Genomic DNA, 16,342 nt, shown 5'->3' on the forward strand with positions numbered 1-16,342 from the left:
ACTTCCCGGGCGCGGAATCAAGGACCGCTCCCTCCCCGGACTCGAACACCGCTCACGCCTCAGGCTCGGGCTCGAACACTCCAGGCCCCGGCTCGAACACGGCCAGGGCGTCCACGGCGAGCACGCCGTCCGGGGCGGCCCGCAACGGGTTCACCTCGCATTCGACGACGTCCGGACGGCCGGCCACCAGCCGGGACACCGCCGCGATCGCCTCGGCGACCGCCTCCAGCGCGACCGGCCGCCGGCCGCGCCACCCCGTCAGCAGGGCGTGGCCACGCAGCCCGCGCAGCATCTCCAGAGCCTGGGCGGGCGTGACGGGGGCGAGCTCCACCGCGACGTCGCGATAGAGCTCCGCCTGGACGCCGCCGAGCCCGGCGAGCACGACCGGCCCGAACGACGGGTCCTGCCGCCCGCCGACGATCAGCTCCACCACCCCCGGCCGCGCGTCCATCTCCTCCAGCACGTACTCCCCCTGGCCCAGCCGTGCCACCAGGGCCGCAAGAGCCTCGGCCGCCGCCCCGGCGTCCGCCAGCCCGAGCACCACTCCGCCGAGGTCGCTCTTGTGCTCCAGCCAGGCCGCCTTGAGGGCGTACGGCGCGCGCAGCCTCCCCGCGGCGGCGGCCACGGACGCCGCGTCGTGTACGGGCAGAGCGCCCGTGAAGGGGACCCCGCAGGCCGCGAGCGCGTCGCGGGCCGCCAGGTAGGCGGAGGCCTGTGGTGGAGGGGCGACGTGGCCATCGGCGGGCGTGGGCGGCAACGGCCGTACCGGGTGGAGGGCGAGCCTGGCCGCGTACGCCAGGGCACGCGCCGCGGCGTCGATGGTGTGATAGACGGGAACGCCGTGCTCGCGCAGCGCGTCGACCGCCGGGCACTCGCGGGTCATGCCGTGGACGACGACGGGCCGCCCGCCGGCACGTACGGCCTCGCCGAGCCGGGCGACGACCCGTTGCTCCGCGACGGCGAGCGACGGCTCGTCCGCGCCGTAGGAGCCGAAGTAGCCGGTGAGCACGACCGCGTCCACCTCGCCGCCGTCCACGAGCCGCCGGGTGAGGCGCGCGTAGACCCCGAGGTCGCGCTCGCCGGCGCCGGCGAGGTCCACGGGGTTGCGCACCGCGGCCCCGTCGGGCAGCGCCTCGGCCATCTCGCGTGCGGCGCCGGCCAGCTCGGGCAGGTCGAGCCCGGCGCGCGTGATCACGTCGGCGGCGACGGCGCCCTGGCCGCCGCTGTCGCCGATGACCGCGACCCGCCGCCCGGCCAGGCACGGTGCCCGGATCAGCAGCTGCGCCAGGTCGACGGCCTGGGCGGGGGTCTCGACCAGGACGGCTCCCGCCGCGCGGCACGCCGCCTCGACGACGTCCCGCCCGGCGGTCAGCGCGCCGGTGTGGGAGCGGGCGGCGGCCCGGGAGGCCTCGCTCGCCCCCACGGTGAGCACGATGACGGGCCTGCCGCGCTCGCGGAGGCGGCGGAGCGTCCCGACCAGCTCGCGGCCGTCGGGGAAGGCCTCCAGGTACAGCACGACCGCGGCCGTGGGCTCATGGCCGGAGAGGTCGGCGAGGATCTCCCGCGCCGAGACGTCGGCCTGGTTGCCCACCGAGACGAACCGCGAGACTCCGATGCCCGCTTCACGCGCGAGCCCCGCCAGCTCCAGCCCGAGCTGCCCGGACTGCGACACGATCCCGAGCGAGCCGGGGACGAAGTTGCCCCAGGCCAGATCGAGCTCCGTCGCGGCGTCGTAGATCCCGAGACAGTTCGGCCCGACCAGACGGGCTCCCGCCGCGCGCACGCGCTCGGCGAGCCCGGCCTCGTCCACCCCGGCGGTGATCGCGAGGAAGCCGCGCACGCCCAGGTCGAGCGCCTCGGCGACGATCCGGCCGGCCGAGTCCGGCGGCACGCTGAGCACCACGAGCTCGGGCACTTCCGGGAGGGCGGCGAGCCCGGGGACGCTGGTCACCCCCTCGACGACGGCTCCTGACCTGCTCACCAGGTGGACCCGGCGGCGGTGAGCGCCGCGCAACGCCCCTCGCGCCAGCCAGTACCCCCACTTGGCCCGGTCGGCCGACGCGCCGACGACGGCCACGGAGGCGGGATCGGAGAACACGCGCAGTGTCATGCGTCCCCCGCCGGGCTCGTCTCCGCGCGGCACCCGATGATCTTCATGCCGTCTCCTGCCGTCCGGCGTTCCCGGCTCACCGGCCGGGCGCGTAAATTGACTGATGGGTCAGTTATTAATCGGACTCTGGACGGTGCACCTCGCGGCTGTCAATGGGGGCTCGCGCGATCGCGGACCGCGCCTAGGCCGAAAGGCCGCGCAGGAACGTCTCGCAGGTCGCGCGCATCCGATCGCCGGTCATGTCGCGCGACCCGAGCAGCACCTGGATGGCGAGGCCGTCGATCATGCTGATGAGCAGGTTCGCCGTGTCCACCGCGTCGCCACCGCGGAACTGTCCCCGCTGCTGGCCGTCAAGCAGGATGGCCGCGACCAGCCGCCGCCACTCGCCGTACACGCGCTCGTTGAGTTCCCGCAGGTCGGGCTCGCGCAGCGCCTCGTTCCACAGCTCGATCCAGACCCGCCACGCGAGCACCGTCTCGGGGTCGTCGCCGGGAAGGTAGGAGTCCACGAAGGCGCGCAGGCGCGAAAGGGGATCGCCCGCCGCGTCCAGGATCGGGCGGCGCCGGGCGAGCGAGCGCCGGAAGTTGAAGTCGAAGGCCGAAAGGACCAGCTCGCGCTTGGTGTCGAAGTAGTAGTGCACCGTGCCGTGGCTGGTACCGGCGCGCCTGGCCACGTCGCCGACGCGCAGGGACCGCAGGCCCACCTCGGCCATCACCTGGCACGCCGCCAGCAGGATCTGCTCCCGGCGCTCCACCTCGACACTCGGACGCGGCATGGCTCCCCTGGTTCCGTCGTGGCCGGCCGGACAACTATCGCATGCCGGGTCAGAGCCGGGGGTCGATGTGGATCTTGGTGCCGTGACCCCCCTCGTACGCGCCCGCGAGCACGCCGGCCGCCCGGTCGAGCCCGACGGTGTCCGCGACCAGGATGCCGGGCGTCACCCGGCCCTCGGCGTAGTGCTCGATGGCGGGCGCGAGGCCGGGCGATCCCCCCAGGATGCCCACGGCGGTGACGTCCTTCAGCACCAGGTCGCGGGTGTCGATCAGGCTGGGCGTGCTGGACAGGCCGATGTGGACGACGCGCCCGGCCGGCCGTACGAGGTCCAGGGCGGCGGGCGGGGTGCCGGGGTCGTCCGTGCAGTCCACGATCGCGTCGAACGTGACGCCGGGCGGCTCGTCGCGCGTCCAGAAGCTCTCGACGCCGAGCTTCAGCGCGAGGTCCTGGTTGCGGCGGTCGAGCCCGAGCACGTGGACCTCGGCGCCCGCCGCCCGCGCGAACGCGGCCGTCAGCAGGCCGATGGTCCCCGGACCCCAGACCAGCACGCGGGAGCCCGGCCCGGCGTTCGCGGCCGTCGCGGCGCGCCAGGCGTTGCCTCCCGGCTCCACCAGGGCGCCGGTCTGGTCGTCCACCGAGTCCGGCAGGCGGTGCAGGCTCGCGGCGGGCACGCGCACCTTCTCCGCCAGCGCGCCCGGCCAGCCGCCGAGGATCCCGACCTCGTACCGGGCGGGGCACACGTACCCGTGCCCGGTACGGCAGCGCGGGCAGTCGCCGCAGCCGAGCATGGTGTCCCCGATGACGCGGGCTCCGAGCCAGCCCTCCTCGACACCGTCCCCCACGGCGGACACGACGCCTGACCACTCGTGGCCGGGGCGCAAGGGGTAGACCGCCTTGCCCTGGGCGTAGTAGGCCATCTTCCCGGTGAAGAGCTCGACGTCGGTGCCGCACACCCCGACGCGGTGCACATCCACGACGACCTGCCCCGCGCCTGGCACGGGGACCTCGACCTCCTCGACCCCGGCCACGCGGGGGCCGCGCAGTACGAGGGCCCTCATCGCCGGCGCGCCGGGGGCACGACGGAGGCCGAGGGCACGACGGAGGCCGAGGGCACGACGGAGGCCGAGGGCACGACGGAGGCCGAGGGCCGGTCGGATCCGGCCGGGACAACACGCATGGGAACCCCTCCGCCTGGCATGGGCCACGGCCGTCAGGCGATGGCTTTGCTCACAATGTAGACATACGCCGCAATTCGGAGAACATCCCCCCGTGAGCGGAGTCCCAGAGCCCGGCGATGCGGGCGGCCCGATCGGTCGGCGGTCCCGGGGTGGAGCGGTCATCAGTGAACCACTGACGCCCTCCGGGAAGGGCATCACGACATGACTGACCTCAGAAAATCTTGTCATGCCAGGATTTACTCTTAGGAAACTTTCTTACACAATTGTCCTCACCCCCCACAGAAGGAGCAGGACATGCGAAGAACGATCACTTTCCTCGCGGCCGCAGTTCTCGCCATCGGGGCTTCGGTGTTCGTCGCTTCCCCCGCCCTCGCCCACGGCTACATCTCCTCGCCGGCGAGCCGACAGGCCATGTGCGCCCAGGGCCGCGTCCCCAACTGCGGTGACATCATCTACGAGCCGCAGAGCGTGGAAGGGCCCAAGGGCCTGCGGAGCTGCAACGGCGGCGTCGCCCGCTTCGCCCAGCTCGCCGACGAGAGCAAGAACTGGCCCGCCACGAACGTCGGGAAGACCGTCACCTTCAACTGGGTGCTGACCGCCCGCCACGCCACCAGCACCTGGGACTACTACATCGGCAGCACCCGGATCGCGCAGTTCAACGACCAGGGACGGCAGCCCGGCGCCACGGTGTCCCACACGGTGAACCTCGGCAACAGGACCGGCCGCCAGAAGGTCCTCGCCGTCTGGAACATCGCCGACACCGCGAACGCCTTCTACTCCTGCGTCGACCTCCAGGTCAGCTAGGAGCCGGCCGGACGCGGAGGCCCGGCCCCGTCCGGGCAGAACCGGACGGGGCCGGCACGGACGGCGCGGGACCGGACAGACGGGAACCGGCTTGCCGTTCCGGCACCACGACTGCCTCCGGCGTCTTCGGCCTGCTGGTCGTCGCCTTCGGCCTCGTCGTCCGGCGGCGCGTGCGGCCCAGGACCGACGCCGATCTCGTACGCGAGGCCATGCCGGCGGGCTGAGGCCTACGGCTCCCTGAAAGCCCCCGAAAATCGGATCTTCCGGTACGAGCACCCCCACACGCCATCGAGATCCAAACAGATGTTCCAGAAAAAGTGGCGCGTCGGCACTTCCGGTGGCAGTCTCGTGCGGTGAATACTTACGCGCAGTCACCGTGCCACCGGAACGAGAAGAGATCGCGATGACCGTCCTTCTGGCAGTAGGAACCGCGAAGGGGCTGTTCCTGGCCCGCAGTGACGACGACCGCCGATCGTGGGACATCAGCGGCCCGCACTTCCCGATGACGGGGGTCTACGGCCTGTGCGTCGACAAGCGGCGGGCCACGCCTCGCCTGCTGGCCGGGGTGACCAGCTCGCACTTCGGGCCGAGCGTGGCCTTCAGCGACGACCTCGGCGCCTCCTGGCAGGAGCCCGCCCGGCGGCCGATCGCGTTCCCCGAGGACACCGACACGGCGCTCGAGCGCGTCTGGCAGCTCACGCCCGACCCCGCCGGCCACCCCGACCGCGTCTACGCGGGCACCCAGCCCTCCGCCCTGTTCGTGTCCGACGACGGCGGCGTCACGTTCGAGCTGGTGCGGGCCCTCTGGGATCACCCGCACCGCCCTCGGTGGGACGCCGGGTTCGGCGGCCAGGCCGTGCACACCGTCCTGCCCCACCCTCTCGACCCTGAGGCGCTGCTGGTCGCCATGTCGGCCGGCGGCGTCTACCGCAGCGCCGACGGCGGCGCCTCCTGGACGGCCGGCAACTCCGGCATCCAGGCGACGTTCCTGCCCGAGCGGTTCCCCGAGTTCGGGCAGTGCGTCCACAAGGTGAGCCGGGACGCCGTCGACCCCGACCGGCTGTACGCGCAGAACCACCACGGGGTCTACCGCTCCGACGACGACGGAGCCCACTGGGAGTCGATCGCGGACGGCCTGCCGAGCGACTTCGGCTTCTCCATCGTGGCCCATCCCCGGCGTGCCGATGTGATCTACAACTTCCCGCTCGTGGCCGACTCGATGCGGTTCCCCCCGGAGCTGCGCTGCCGCGTCTACCGTTCGCAGGACGCGGGCAAGACCTGGGAGGCCCTGTCCGAAGGGCTGCCCACCGGGCCGTTCTATCCCGTGGTGCTCCGCGACGCCATGTGCACCGACGACGCCGACCTCGCCGGGGTCTACTTCGGCACCCGGTCGGGCGAGGTCTACGCCAGCCGGGACGAAGGGGATTCATGGGCGCTGGTGGCGGCCCACCTTCCCGACGTGCTGTGCGTACGCGCGGCGGTGGTGTGACGGCCCGCGCACGTTTCTTCCAGACGGCCGTGAACACCCGGCTGGCAGCGAAAAGGGATTCACCACACCGGCCAGGGGAAGTCGGTGTGCGCCGGGTGAGGTGGCGGCGGAGCGATTCGAGTGTGTGACCTGCGGCGACACCGCACCTGGCGGCACATCGCGCTGGAACGGACGCACAGCCGTCAGGAAAAGGGAAAAGAATGCCGAACTCCGCCGCCTCCCCGGTGAATCCCGACTTCGCCGCGAAGACGTCCGCCGCCGCCACGGCATCCGTCGCGTGTGGTCTCGCCATCGGCGGCTCGACCATCCGCACAGCCGCCACGACCTGGGACGCCGGCGCCCGCTGGGCAGCCGGCACCACCTGGGACACGGCGTCCCGCGTCTCGGCCATGGGCACCCCTGACCGAGTCCGGCGCGGGGCCGTGGGTACCGCCTGGACCGAGTTCGGACGCGGGCGCTACCGGTCGCGGTTCACCACCCCGGCGCGTACCGCCTGACCGTGCGGACCCAACGCGAACCCGTACGGTCCGGAGGACGGCGATAGCGGAGGAATTTCCCCCTATTCATCGGCCCGGACGAAGAAGGCGCGGTCGGACGCCCGGGGCCCGAAGCGTTCGAAACGTCACTCCAAATAGCCAGTCCGCCGGAAATGCGAAATGCGGCCGGAGCGATTTCGCTCCGGTCGCATTCAAGCCCGCCCGCAGGGGGACGATCAGCCCCAAGGCGTGTTGTCGGTGGTGGGCGGGGTCGGGGTGGGGGTCGGCGACGGGGTGAGCGTGGGGGTGGAATCCGTGGCCGTGGACGCGGTCTCGGCCATCGCCATGGAGCTGACAACCGCGACACCGCCGATGCCGAGAACGGTGCAAACGATGACCCGGGCGGCGATGTTCTTCACGAACTTGCTCATTTCAGCTGACCCCTCGTTTGTGGCGGCGGCTCACGTCCGTGCCGTTTTCCTGCTCGCAATAACGAAGGTATTAGGGGTCACTATCCACTCGTTATCGATACGCTTCTCGCCCACCAAGGCCGGTTTACGAGGGAATTCCGGCGCTCCGGTCACCGCTCCGGCCGAAGGCCGCCCGCTACAGAAGCGCGCGCGGCACGGGGCACTCGGCACGGGGCACTCGGCACGGGGCACTCGGCACGCAGCACGGGCACGCGGTGGGGAGCGCGCGGCAGGGGGCACGCGCAGGGGCGCGCGGGGGAAGGCGCGAACGGAGGCGGGCGTACGGACGTGGGCCGACGGCCGGTGCCCACCGACACCGCACCATGCGGTGGGCACCGGCGCGTCGGGGTTCCACTCCGGCGGCGGGCCGGCGGTGCCGGCCCGCCGGCCAAGCATGACCGCGATGCGGCGACGCGTTGGGCCGGCAGCTCAGACGTGCGGTAGTGCAGACGTGCGGTAGTTCAGGAGAGCGGTACTTCAGACGCACGTATTTCGGCCGTGCGGTGGTTCGGAGGTTCGGTGGTTCGGTGGTTCGGTGGTTCGGTGGTTCGGAGGTTCGGAGGTGCGGAGGTGCGGAGGTGCGGAGGTGCGGTGGTTCAGACGGGCGGGACTTCGGACGTGCGGTAGTGCGGGAGGTTCGTCCCGCGCTACAACCCACCGCGGGCGTGGCGGCGGCTCACGGCCACCAGGCCAGGCCCAGGAGGAACGACCGGTTGGAGCCCTGGGAATCGCCGCCGATGTCGTCCTCGCCAGGGAGCCGCCGGTCCTCCGGGCCACCTTCGTCGGTCCGGCCTTCGGCGGCGGGACCACCCTGATCGGTAGCGTGCTCGCCCCGATCGGTGGCGGGTTCGCCGTGGCCGCCGGCAAGGTCGCCCTGGTCGGCGGCCGGGCCGTCACCGGAGTCGTGGTTCTCGGCGGCTCCGGCGCTGCCGTTGGCGCCGTCGGCGCCCCGGCTCTCGGAAGCGCCCCGGCTCTCGGAAGCGCCCCGGCTGTCGGAAGCGCCCCGGCTGTCGGAAGCGCCCCGGCTGTCGGCGGCGCCGTCGTCCCCGGCGGCACCGCCGTGCTCTCCAGAGGCGTTGTCGTCTCCGGACCAGCCCAGGCGGCCGCGCGGCTCGGCCGCCTGGGAGTCGACGTCGAAGGGCTCACCCTCGTCGACACTCTGTGGGTTCGTGCTCTCATCCATTGCCATGGTGACCTTCGGTGGCACGTATCTCGGTGGCTCTGGTAGGTCGGCTGAGCGCCGCCCTCGTCGGTGAAGCGGAGGTGGTTCTAGGCGAACAGCTTGGCGAGCCAGTCCTGCCAGGCCAGCTCGGCCTCCTTGGGGTCGGCGTCGTCGGCGAAGAGATGGTGACCGACCACTACCGTGTCGTGCATTCCCAGGATGAACCGGTACAGCCCGTCACCGGTGCGCACCCCGAGGAAACGGGGTGCCACGTAGTCGGCGACACCCTCGATGGGCTCGAACCCTTCGGGGGTCAGCCGCACCCGGTCGCCCTGCACCACTTCGCCGCTGATCCCGAGGCCGCGCTGGAGCACCTGCCAGACCGGTTCGCCGCCACCCGCCTGGGGACGGGCGCCGAAGACCACGAGCGCGAACTTGCCGGGGAAGTGGGTGAGGTACTGGTCAAGGGTGTGCAGGTACATGTCCCAGCCCTTGTGCAATGCGTCCAACTCATCCTCCCAGCCGTCGCCGAGGATGCCGCTCTGTACGATCCGCAGCACCGTGCCGCCCTGGTCACGCCCCTCGATGAGGTACTCGAACGCCATGAACGTGCCGTCCTCGCCCTCGCCACTGCGAAAGGCGAAGCGACTGTTCGGTTCCCAGGCGGTGATGGTGGCCTCGGCCGGGTAGTCGCCGAAGAACTGCCTGGTCTTGCCGCCCTCGCCGGGCTCGATCTCGTTGCGCCCCATGAACCATGAGTCCAGGCCCGGCCCGGTGGCCACCGCCTCCCACACCTGTTCCGCAGTCGCCCGCAGCTCGATTTCCTTGCGCAACTCGAATGGGTGGGTCATATTACGACTCCTTTATTCCCGCGACCCCGGATATCTCGGATATCTCCGGTCGCACCTGCGGGTGAAGCGCGACGATCACGCGGTGGACGCGGCCACCTTCGGCGGTCTCGTCGTGGTATTCGCCGGCCAGCGCGGTGACGACCTCGGCCAGCTTCTCGGCGAAGGCGGCGCGGTCGGCGGCGGAGGCGAACCGCACCTGGCCGTCGATCGCGAACGTGGCCACCTTCTTGCGGGCCTTGGCGGCGCCGGTGACCAGCTCGCCCACGTCTCGTACGAGCCGGGAGGCGACGGCCAGCATCCAGCGCGCCGACAACTGGTCGGGCGAGCGGGTGGGGTCGGGGGCCACCGCGGCCAGCGCGACCGGCGAGATGACGTACGAGGCCGCGGTGGCGGCCATCACCCGCTCGATGGTGTTGCCCTTGCGGCGCTCCTCCACCAGCTCGATGAGGCCGTGCCGTTCCAGCGCCTTGAGGTGGTAGTTCACCTTCTGCCGAGGCATGCCGATCTTGGCGGCCAGCATCGTGGCCGAGGCCGGCCGGGCCAGCTCGGCCAGCAACCGGGACCGCACCGGGTCCAGCGAGGCCTCGGCCGCCGCCGGGTCTTCGATCACCGCCACTTCGAACATGACTCAACGTTCTCACCGACAAGCTGAGTTGTCAAGACTACTCAAGTTGTCGGTGCTATATTCGTCGGCTCCCTCACCGCGCCGACGGGCCGGCCGGTGGGCGACGGCGCTCCGATCGGTACGGCGGACGGGGGCGGCGAAGACGGGCATACGCGAATTCATGCCAGCGAAATGCCGGTTTCACCCAGACGATGTTCGTCGTAAAGTCCGCTCATGGGGCCGATATCGAAGTCGCCTGGTTATGCGGTCGTCGATGTGGAGACAACGGGATTTCGGACCTCGGAGAATGACCGAATCATTGAGCCATTTTCATCCCGGTCTGAGGGCTGGCTGGTCACAGCATGATCGCGAGTTGAGCGTCTGGTCCCGGACGTAGGGAAGCCCCTGGTAGATGAGTTGAACGACCAAGAACAACCGTCTCCACCAAGGGCTTCAGATGCTTTTCTATCGTGCTGCGGTCGCTTTGTCGCGTTCAACCCTGAACTACGTCGCCGGGGTGATCCGCCGGCACCGCAAGAGCATCGGGTCGACGTGGCGACTTCTCAACCCGGGCCAGCAGGCCCTGCTCGTACTGGTCTACCTGCGCAAAGGCGATACCTTCGCCGAGGTCGCAGCCGGGTTTGCGGTGTCGACCACGACCGCGTGGCGCTATATCCAGGAGACCGTGAAACTCCTGTCCGCACGATCCCCCAAGCTCGACCAGGCGCTGAAGAAGGCGAAGGCCACCGAGCTGTACGTGGTGCTGGACGGCACCCTGATTCCGATCGACCGCGTCAAGGCCGACCGTCCTTACTACTCCGGGAAACACAAGATCCACGGTATGAACCTGCAGGTCATCTCCAGCCCGACCGGCACGATCTTGTGGGTATCCGGACCACTGCCCGGCTCCACTCACGATCTCACCGCGGCCCGGCTGTGGGGCATCCTGCGAGCCCTCGCCAAGGCCGGCCTCATCGTCCTGGCCGACAAGGGGTACCAAGGCGCCGGTGAGCACGTATTGACGCCGTACAAGGGCAAGGGCAAACCGGAGTCCCAGAAGATCGCGAATCGATCCCACGCCAAGCTCAGAGGGCCCGGCGAACGAGCAAACGCCCAGCTCAAGACCTGGCGAATCCTCCGGAAACTACGCTGCAGCCCCAACCGGGCCGGCCACCTCGCCAAAGCCATCCATGTCCTTCACAACCGCGAAGCGCAGGCAGGTTGAAAAAGGCTCATTGAAATCGGTCTCGTACATCTCGACCCGGCGGGCGAGGTCACGGGCGAGTGGGCCACCCTGGTGAATCCGGAACGCGACCTCGGCCCCGAGCATGTTCACGGCATAACGGTCGCCGAGGCGGAAAAAGCCCCAACTTTCAGGGAGATCGCCGGCACCGTCGCCACGCTGCTGCGCGGGCGCGTCGTGGCGGCGCACAACCTCCCGTTCGACGCCCGGTTCGTCGCCTACGAGTTCGCCCTCCTGGGCGTCGACGTGCCCCTAGACCACCGGCTCGGAGTCTGCACGATGACCTGGGCCGCCCACTTCCTGCCCGGCGATCCCCGCACCCTCGCGAGCTGCTGCGCCGCGGCCGGCGTCCCGCTGAACGGCCGGCACGACGCCCTGGTCGACGCGCGCGCCGCGGCCGGGCTCCTGCGCCACTATCTGAGGCACGCGGGCCCGGTGCCTCCATGGCGGCACCTGTTCGAGGCCGTATCGCCATGGCCGGAGCTGCCGGACCCGGGAACACCCTGGGTGCGGCGAACCACGCCCCCGCCCGGAACCTCCGCCGCCCAACTGGACGGAACGGCGAGTCGCGGATGCGACGGGAAGGGATGACGCCCCAAGGCGGGGGCCGATGCGCGAGGTGCCGGACGGGTCGCGTCGGGTAGGTGTGGGTGATGCTCATCCTCTTCGGCTTCCGTACCCTGATCCACCGGCTCGGCGTGCTGACGGGCGCCTGCCGCCACTGCGGCAACGTGGCGGCGCAGGTCCTGTCCAAGCGCGTGACCAAGTTCACCCTGTTCTTCATCCCGCTGTTTCCCGTACGGACGAAGTACGAGACGCAGTGCACCTTCTGCGGGGCGTCCTACGACATCTCCAGGGACAAGGCGAACACGATGGCGGCGTCAGCACGTTGAGCCCGGCACGGCGCGCACTTCCGCCCGCACAGCTTTCATCATGTTCGTACATTTGCCCACACGCAACCGCTTGACTTGACCGATGGTCCGCTATTCAGTAGGGGGCGCCGGTGTTCAATCAAGTGTGAATCTGGTGCTTTATGTGGCACCCGGCCGAGGGTGCCACCGCGCTGAAACAGACCCTTCTGAAGGGACCCCCCATGGCTCAAGGATCCGTTCCTCGCCCGGCCTTCAGGAACCACAGAGCAGGCGGCCTTCGCTCCATGGCGCTCGCCCTGCTCACCATGGTGTCCTTCGTGACCGTCCTCGTCGTCCAGACGCCCGCAAGGGCGGCGACGTCCATCACGATCAACGGCGGTTCCGGTGGCCGTACGCTCGACGGCGTGGGCGCGATCAGCGGCGGCGGAGGCAACAGCCGCCTGCTCATCGATTACCCCGAGCCCCAGCGTGGGCAGATCCTGGACTACATGTTCAAGCCCGGCTACGGCGCGGCCGTGCAGATCCTGAAGGTGGAGATCGGCGGCGACACCAACTCCACCAGCGGCGCGGAGCCGAGCCACCGGCACACCGCCGCGGACCTGGACTGCGGGCGGGGTTATGAGTGGTGGCTGATGGAGCAGGCCAAGGCGCGCAATCCGAACATCAAGCTGGCGGGCCTGTCGTGGGGCGCCCCGGGGTGGATCGGCAACGGGAACTTCTGGTCGCAGGACATGGTGAACTATCTGGTCGACTGGCTGAAGTGCGCGAAGAACAGCCACGGGCTGACCATCGACTACCTGGGCGGCTGGAACGAGCGGGGCCGTGACCTCAACTGGTACATCAACCTGAACACCGCCCTGGAGGCCAACGGCTTCGGCAACGTCAAGATCGTGGCCGACGACACCGGGTGGGGCGCGGCCGACGACGCGGTGAACAACACGGCCTTCCGCAACGCCGTGGACATCTTCGGATCGCACTACGTGTGCGGCTACCGCAGCGCCCAGACCAACTGCCCGAGCTCCACCAACGCCGTCAACTCCGGCAAGCAGCTGTGGGCCAGCGAGAACGGCTCCGACGACTACAACGACGGCGCCAAGGCCCTCGCTCGCGGGATCAACCGCGACTACATCGACGGCAAGATGACCGCCTACCTCAACTGGCCGATCGTCGCCGCCATCACCCCGAACATCCCGTGGCCCACGATGGGCGTCGCCATCGCGCCCCAGCCGTGGTCGGGCTACTACGCGGTCGGCAAGAACGCCTGGACGATGGCGCAGACCACGCAGTTCACCGCACCCGGCTGGCGTTACCTGGACTCCTCCAGCGGCTACATCGGCGGGGTCCGCACCAACGGCAGCTACGTCTCGCTGAAGTCCCCCGACAACTCCGGCTACAGCACGATCATCGAGACCGTGGACGCGAGCGCGGCCCAGACGCTGAACTTCACCGTCACCGGCGGCCTGTCCACCGGCACCGTGCACGTGTGGTCCACCGACCTCAACTCCGCCAACCCCGCCGACCATCTGGTACGCGGCAGTGACCTCACGCCCTCGGGCGGCGCGTACTCGCTGACCGTCCAGCCCGGCCGCGTGTACACGGTCACGACCACCACAGGCCAGGGCAAGGGCACCGCCACCAGCCCGCCGCCCGGGTCGATGACGCTGCCCTACTCCGACAACTACGACGGATACGCGGCCGGCAAGGAACCCAGGTACCTCATGGACCAGCAGGGCGCCTTCGAGGTGACCGCCTGCGGCGCGGGCCGCGCAGGCAGGTGCGTGCGCCAGATGGCCCCCCGCATGCCGATCACATGGGACGGGGACTACGACCCCTACGCCCTGCTCGGCGACGTGAACTGGAACAACTACACCCTCTCCTCCGACGTCCTGCTGGAGCAAGCGGGCTACGTCAAGCTCATCGGACGCGGAGGCACCCAGCACTACGGCCCGGCCGGGCAGAACGCCTACTACCTGCGAGTCACCGACGCCGGCGCCTGGTCGATCCAGCGCAACACCGCCGACAACACCGTCACGACGCTACGCAGCGGCACCGTGACCGCCCTCGGCACCAACCGGTGGCACACCCTGTCGCTCGGCTTCTCCGGCCCCACGATCACCGCCAAGATCGACGGCGTGACAGTGGGCACGGCCACCGACGCGATGTGGGGCGCCGGCCAGGCCGGCATCGGCACCGGCGCGACCCAGACGGCACAGTTCGACAACCTGTCCATCACCCCCGGCCCGGGCAACGGCTCCTCCGGCGTGCTGCGCAGCGCGGCGTCGAACCGCTGCCTCGACGTCCCCGCCCAATCGCAGGCCAACGGCACACAGATGGCGATCTGGGACTGCAACGGCGGTCCCAACCAGCAGTGGAACCTCACCCCGGGCAAGCAACTCCAGGTGTACGGGAACAAATGCCTGGACGCCGAGGCCGGCGGCACCGCTCCCGGCACCAGGGTCATCATCTGGGACTGCGGCAGCGGCGCCAACCAGCAGTGGAACCTCAACCCCGACGGCACGATCACCGGCGTACAGTCCGGCCTGTGCCTGGACGTCACCGGCGAGGCGACCACCAACGGCACACCCGTAGAACTGTGGACCTGCACCGGCGGCGCCAACCAGAAGTGGACCCGCACCTGACGGTCGGGCGGGGCCGAGGTGCAGCAAGAGGACCTCCGGCCGGGCGTCGCGGAGCGCCTCGAAGGACAGCAGTTCGCGCAACGTCAGCGGCCTACATCAGCCTTTACGTAATGTCCGTGGAACGTAGCCATAGTACGGACGATCTGTCCGTTCTCGAAGCCCCTTCCCTGGGGGATAGTTGGCCCATGACCAGCAACGTTGTCAGCCCGGCCGAGATGCTGCGGGTAGCGCTCGAGGAGGCCAGGGAGGGGTACGCCGAGGGTGGCATCCCGATCGGCGCCGCGCTGTTCGCGGCGGACGGCCGGCTGCTCGGCCGGGGCCGCAATCGCCGCGTCCAGGACGGCGACCCGTCGGTGCACGGCGAGACCGCCGCCTTCCGCGACGCGGGCCGCCAGCGGACGTACCGGGGTACCACCATGGTGACGACGCTGTCGCCCTGCTGGTACTGCAGCGGCCTGATCCGCCAGTTCGGCATCACCGGGCTCGTCGTCGGCGAGAGCCGTACGTTCACGGGCCAGCACGAGTGGCTCGCCGCCAACGGCGTGAACGTGCTCGTCCTGGACTCCGAGGAGTGCGCCGATCTCATGACCGCCTTCATCGCCGGGAACCCGGCCCTGTGGAACGAGGACATCGGAGAGGACCGATGAGATCCCCGGCAACGTGTGGCCGGCGGAGGTGCCCGAACTGGAGCCGCTATCCTGGGCCGCTACGCCATCACCGCCTCCGCACCGCCCAAGGCCTTCGGCAGCTCGGCGAAGTCCCCGACCTGCCCATTACCGCCAGTTGAGCCGAAGGTGCGTGGTTCAGCCTGGTTCATCCGTTGGGCATAGGGTTGGCGGCATGGCGCTGCGACTTGTTCAGGTGAATTTCAAGGCTCGGGATGACTCGGCGCTCGGCCGGTTCTGGGCGGAGGCGCTCGGCTGGGGCGCTTCCAGCGAGGGGCCCGGTGTGACCAACGTTGGACCCGTGGGTTTCGTCTGGCCGGACCCCGTCGCCGTCTGCGTCGATGTCGTCACCGTCCCGGACCCCGAAACGGTGAAGTACCGCGTGCACATCGAACTCGCCACCACCTCTGCGGCCCATCAGGCGGAGTTGGTCGCGCGCCTGAAGGAGCTCGGTGCGACGCCTGCCGATGCGGGCCAGGGCGACGTGCCGTGGACGGTCCTGGCCGACCCGGAGGGCAACATGTTCTGCGTGCTGGAGCCTCGGGAGATCTACCGGGACACCGGACCGATCGCCGCGGTGGTCGTCGACTGCGCTGACCCGCGGGCCATGGCCCGGTTCTGGGGCGAGGCGATCGACTGGACCCTGCACGAGGTGACCGACGATCATGCGCTGCTGCGCTCCGCCAAGGGTGTCGGGCCGTATCTGGAGTTCCTCCGCACGCCCGACAGGAAGGACGTGTGGAACCGCGTCCATCTCGACCTGCTGCCCTACCCCGTTGACGGTCAAGCGGCGGAGGTGGCCCGGCTTGAGGCCCTCGGCGCGACGCTCGCCGACATAGGCCAGGGCGACGTCCCGTGGAAGGTTCTGGCCGACCCGGAAGGCAACGAGTTCTGCGTCCTCGGCCCGGCCTGACGCGGAGCCTCCCCCGCCTGCGTGCCGGACAGCGGCAAACTTGATTTCATGGGGGCGGCGCCATGGATGCGGTGCCGATAATTCGCCCGTGC

General features: G+C 70.2%; 17 protein-coding genes. 9 read left to right on the forward strand and 8 right to left on the reverse strand.

The window, feature by feature from the left end; translation table 11 throughout:
- Positions 1-52: 52 nt before the first annotated feature.
- The 4 genes from ACOZ38_RS22620 to ACOZ38_RS22635 all read right to left on the reverse strand — a co-directional run bounded on the left by ACOZ38_RS22620 (position 53) and on the right by ACOZ38_RS22635 (position 4,061).
- Positions 53-2,110 carry an acetate--CoA ligase family protein gene (locus ACOZ38_RS22620; RefSeq protein WP_424533179.1) on the reverse strand — a complete coding sequence of 686 codons (2,058 nt, stop codon included), beginning with the start codon at positions 2,108-2,110 and terminating at the stop codon, positions 53-55.
- Positions 2,111-2,291: 181 nt separating this feature from the next.
- Positions 2,292-2,885: a TetR/AcrR family transcriptional regulator gene (locus tag ACOZ38_RS22625; RefSeq protein WP_424533180.1), complete on the reverse strand. Its 594-nt coding sequence runs from the start codon at positions 2,883-2,885 to the stop codon at positions 2,292-2,294.
- A 49-nt stretch (positions 2,886-2,934) separates the two neighbouring features.
- Complete coding sequence (locus ACOZ38_RS22630; protein WP_405149916.1) at positions 2,935-3,942, reverse strand: zinc-dependent alcohol dehydrogenase; 1,008 nt, start codon at positions 3,940-3,942, stop codon at positions 2,935-2,937.
- The gene (locus ACOZ38_RS22635; protein WP_424533181.1) at positions 3,939-4,061 is read right to left on the reverse strand and encodes a hypothetical protein; all 123 of its coding nucleotides are present in this window, start codon (positions 4,059-4,061) and stop codon (positions 3,939-3,941) included. Before ACOZ38_RS22635 ends, ACOZ38_RS22630 begins: the two co-directional genes overlap by 4 nt.
- 295 nt (positions 4,062-4,356) lie before the next feature.
- On the opposite strand from ACOZ38_RS22635, the gene ACOZ38_RS22640 reads away from it, so the two are divergent.
- The 3 genes from ACOZ38_RS22640 to ACOZ38_RS22650 all read left to right on the forward strand — a co-directional run bounded on the left by ACOZ38_RS22640 (position 4,357) and on the right by ACOZ38_RS22650 (position 6,852).
- The gene (locus tag ACOZ38_RS22640; protein WP_405149918.1) at positions 4,357-4,866 is read left to right on the forward strand and encodes a lytic polysaccharide monooxygenase; all 510 of its coding nucleotides are present in this window, start codon (positions 4,357-4,359) and stop codon (positions 4,864-4,866) included.
- A 403-nt stretch (positions 4,867-5,269) separates the two neighbouring features.
- Positions 5,270-6,355, forward strand: a complete 1,086-nt coding sequence (locus ACOZ38_RS22645; RefSeq protein ID WP_405149924.1) for a WD40/YVTN/BNR-like repeat-containing protein — start codon at positions 5,270-5,272, stop codon at positions 6,353-6,355.
- A gap of 200 nt (positions 6,356-6,555) precedes the next feature.
- Positions 6,556-6,852, forward strand: a complete 297-nt coding sequence (locus tag ACOZ38_RS22650; protein ID WP_424533182.1) for a hypothetical protein — start codon at positions 6,556-6,558, stop codon at positions 6,850-6,852.
- Between the two features lie 215 nt (positions 6,853-7,067).
- Here the strand turns inward: ACOZ38_RS22650 and ACOZ38_RS22655 are convergent, their stop codons facing one another.
- The 4 genes from ACOZ38_RS22655 to ACOZ38_RS22670 all read right to left on the reverse strand — a co-directional run bounded on the left by ACOZ38_RS22655 (position 7,068) and on the right by ACOZ38_RS22670 (position 9,939).
- On the reverse strand, positions 7,068-7,262 hold the full coding sequence (locus tag ACOZ38_RS22655; RefSeq protein ID WP_405149928.1) for a hypothetical protein: 195 nt from the start codon (positions 7,260-7,262) through the stop codon (positions 7,068-7,070).
- Between the two features lie 715 nt (positions 7,263-7,977).
- A complete protein-coding gene (locus ACOZ38_RS22660) occupies positions 7,978-8,484 on the reverse strand; it encodes a hypothetical protein (protein WP_424533183.1) in 507 nt (168 codons plus the stop codon).
- Positions 8,485-8,570: 86 nt separating this feature from the next.
- Complete coding sequence (locus ACOZ38_RS22665; RefSeq protein ID WP_424533184.1) at positions 8,571-9,314, reverse strand: SRPBCC family protein; 744 nt, start codon at positions 9,312-9,314, stop codon at positions 8,571-8,573.
- Position 9,315: 1 nt separating this feature from the next.
- On the reverse strand, positions 9,316-9,939 hold the full coding sequence (locus ACOZ38_RS22670) for an ArsR/SmtB family transcription factor (RefSeq protein WP_424533185.1): 624 nt from the start codon (positions 9,937-9,939) through the stop codon (positions 9,316-9,318).
- A 436-nt stretch (positions 9,940-10,375) separates the two neighbouring features.
- On the opposite strand from ACOZ38_RS22670, the gene ACOZ38_RS22675 reads away from it, so the two are divergent.
- The 6 genes from ACOZ38_RS22675 to ACOZ38_RS22700 all read left to right on the forward strand — a co-directional run bounded on the left by ACOZ38_RS22675 (position 10,376) and on the right by ACOZ38_RS22700 (position 16,250).
- Positions 10,376-11,143, forward strand: coding sequence for a transposase family protein (locus ACOZ38_RS22675; RefSeq protein WP_424531204.1), 768 nt, complete (start codon positions 10,376-10,378; stop codon positions 11,141-11,143).
- A gap of 15 nt (positions 11,144-11,158) precedes the next feature.
- Entirely contained in the window at positions 11,159-11,752 is a 594-nt protein-coding gene (locus ACOZ38_RS22680) for an exonuclease domain-containing protein (protein ID WP_424537071.1), read from the forward strand.
- Positions 11,753-11,814: 62 nt separating this feature from the next.
- A complete protein-coding gene (locus tag ACOZ38_RS22685) occupies positions 11,815-12,054 on the forward strand; it encodes a zinc-ribbon domain-containing protein (RefSeq protein ID WP_424533186.1) in 240 nt (79 codons plus the stop codon).
- Between the two features lie 263 nt (positions 12,055-12,317).
- Positions 12,318-14,672, forward strand: coding sequence for an RICIN domain-containing protein (locus tag ACOZ38_RS22690; protein WP_424533187.1), 2,355 nt, complete (start codon positions 12,318-12,320; stop codon positions 14,670-14,672).
- A 185-nt stretch (positions 14,673-14,857) separates the two neighbouring features.
- Positions 14,858-15,319, forward strand: a complete 462-nt coding sequence (locus tag ACOZ38_RS22695) for a nucleoside deaminase (protein ID WP_424533188.1) — start codon at positions 14,858-14,860, stop codon at positions 15,317-15,319.
- A 193-nt stretch (positions 15,320-15,512) separates the two neighbouring features.
- Positions 15,513-16,250 (forward strand): VOC family protein, encoded by a 738-nt coding sequence (locus ACOZ38_RS22700; protein ID WP_424533189.1) that lies wholly within the window; start codon positions 15,513-15,515, stop codon positions 16,248-16,250.
- Positions 16,251-16,342: the final 92 nt, after the last annotated feature.

Source organism: Sphaerisporangium viridialbum, from assembly GCF_049674955.1.
GTDB lineage: Bacteria > Actinomycetota > Actinomycetes > Streptosporangiales > Streptosporangiaceae > Sphaerisporangium > Sphaerisporangium viridialbum.

Excerpts from the sequence above, each read along its gene's own strand:
- ACOZ38_RS22620 (WP_424533179.1), bottom strand. The coding sequence starts at position 2,110 with ATGACACTGCGCGTGTTCTCCGATCCCGCCTCCGTGGCCGTCGTCGGC.
- ACOZ38_RS22660 (WP_424533183.1), bottom strand. The coding sequence starts at position 8,484 with ATGGATGAGAGCACGAACCCACAGAGTGTCGACGAGGGTGAGCCCTTC.
- ACOZ38_RS22670 (WP_424533185.1), bottom strand. The coding sequence starts at position 9,939 with ATGTTCGAAGTGGCGGTGATCGAAGACCCGGCGGCGGCCGAGGCCTCG.
- ACOZ38_RS22675 (WP_424531204.1), top strand. The coding sequence starts at position 10,376 with ATGCTTTTCTATCGTGCTGCGGTCGCTTTGTCGCGTTCAACCCTGAAC.
- ACOZ38_RS22625 (WP_424533180.1), bottom strand. The coding sequence starts at position 2,885 with ATGCCGCGTCCGAGTGTCGAGGTGGAGCGCCGGGAGCAGATCCTGCTG.
- ACOZ38_RS22685 (WP_424533186.1), top strand. The coding sequence starts at position 11,815 with ATGCTCATCCTCTTCGGCTTCCGTACCCTGATCCACCGGCTCGGCGTG.
- ACOZ38_RS22650 (WP_424533182.1), top strand. The coding sequence starts at position 6,556 with ATGCCGAACTCCGCCGCCTCCCCGGTGAATCCCGACTTCGCCGCGAAG.
- ACOZ38_RS22630 (WP_405149916.1), bottom strand. The coding sequence starts at position 3,942 with ATGAGGGCCCTCGTACTGCGCGGCCCCCGCGTGGCCGGGGTCGAGGAG.
- ACOZ38_RS22640 (WP_405149918.1), top strand. The coding sequence starts at position 4,357 with ATGCGAAGAACGATCACTTTCCTCGCGGCCGCAGTTCTCGCCATCGGG.
- ACOZ38_RS22700 (WP_424533189.1), top strand. The coding sequence starts at position 15,513 with ATGGCGCTGCGACTTGTTCAGGTGAATTTCAAGGCTCGGGATGACTCG.
- ACOZ38_RS22690 (WP_424533187.1), top strand. The coding sequence starts at position 12,318 with ATGGCGCTCGCCCTGCTCACCATGGTGTCCTTCGTGACCGTCCTCGTC.
- ACOZ38_RS22695 (WP_424533188.1), top strand. The coding sequence starts at position 14,858 with ATGACCAGCAACGTTGTCAGCCCGGCCGAGATGCTGCGGGTAGCGCTC.
- ACOZ38_RS22665 (WP_424533184.1), bottom strand. The coding sequence starts at position 9,314 with ATGACCCACCCATTCGAGTTGCGCAAGGAAATCGAGCTGCGGGCGACT.
- ACOZ38_RS22635 (WP_424533181.1), bottom strand. The coding sequence starts at position 4,061 with ATGCGTGTTGTCCCGGCCGGATCCGACCGGCCCTCGGCCTCCGTCGTG.
- ACOZ38_RS22655 (WP_405149928.1), bottom strand. The coding sequence starts at position 7,262 with ATGAGCAAGTTCGTGAAGAACATCGCCGCCCGGGTCATCGTTTGCACC.
- ACOZ38_RS22645 (WP_405149924.1), top strand. The coding sequence starts at position 5,270 with ATGACCGTCCTTCTGGCAGTAGGAACCGCGAAGGGGCTGTTCCTGGCC.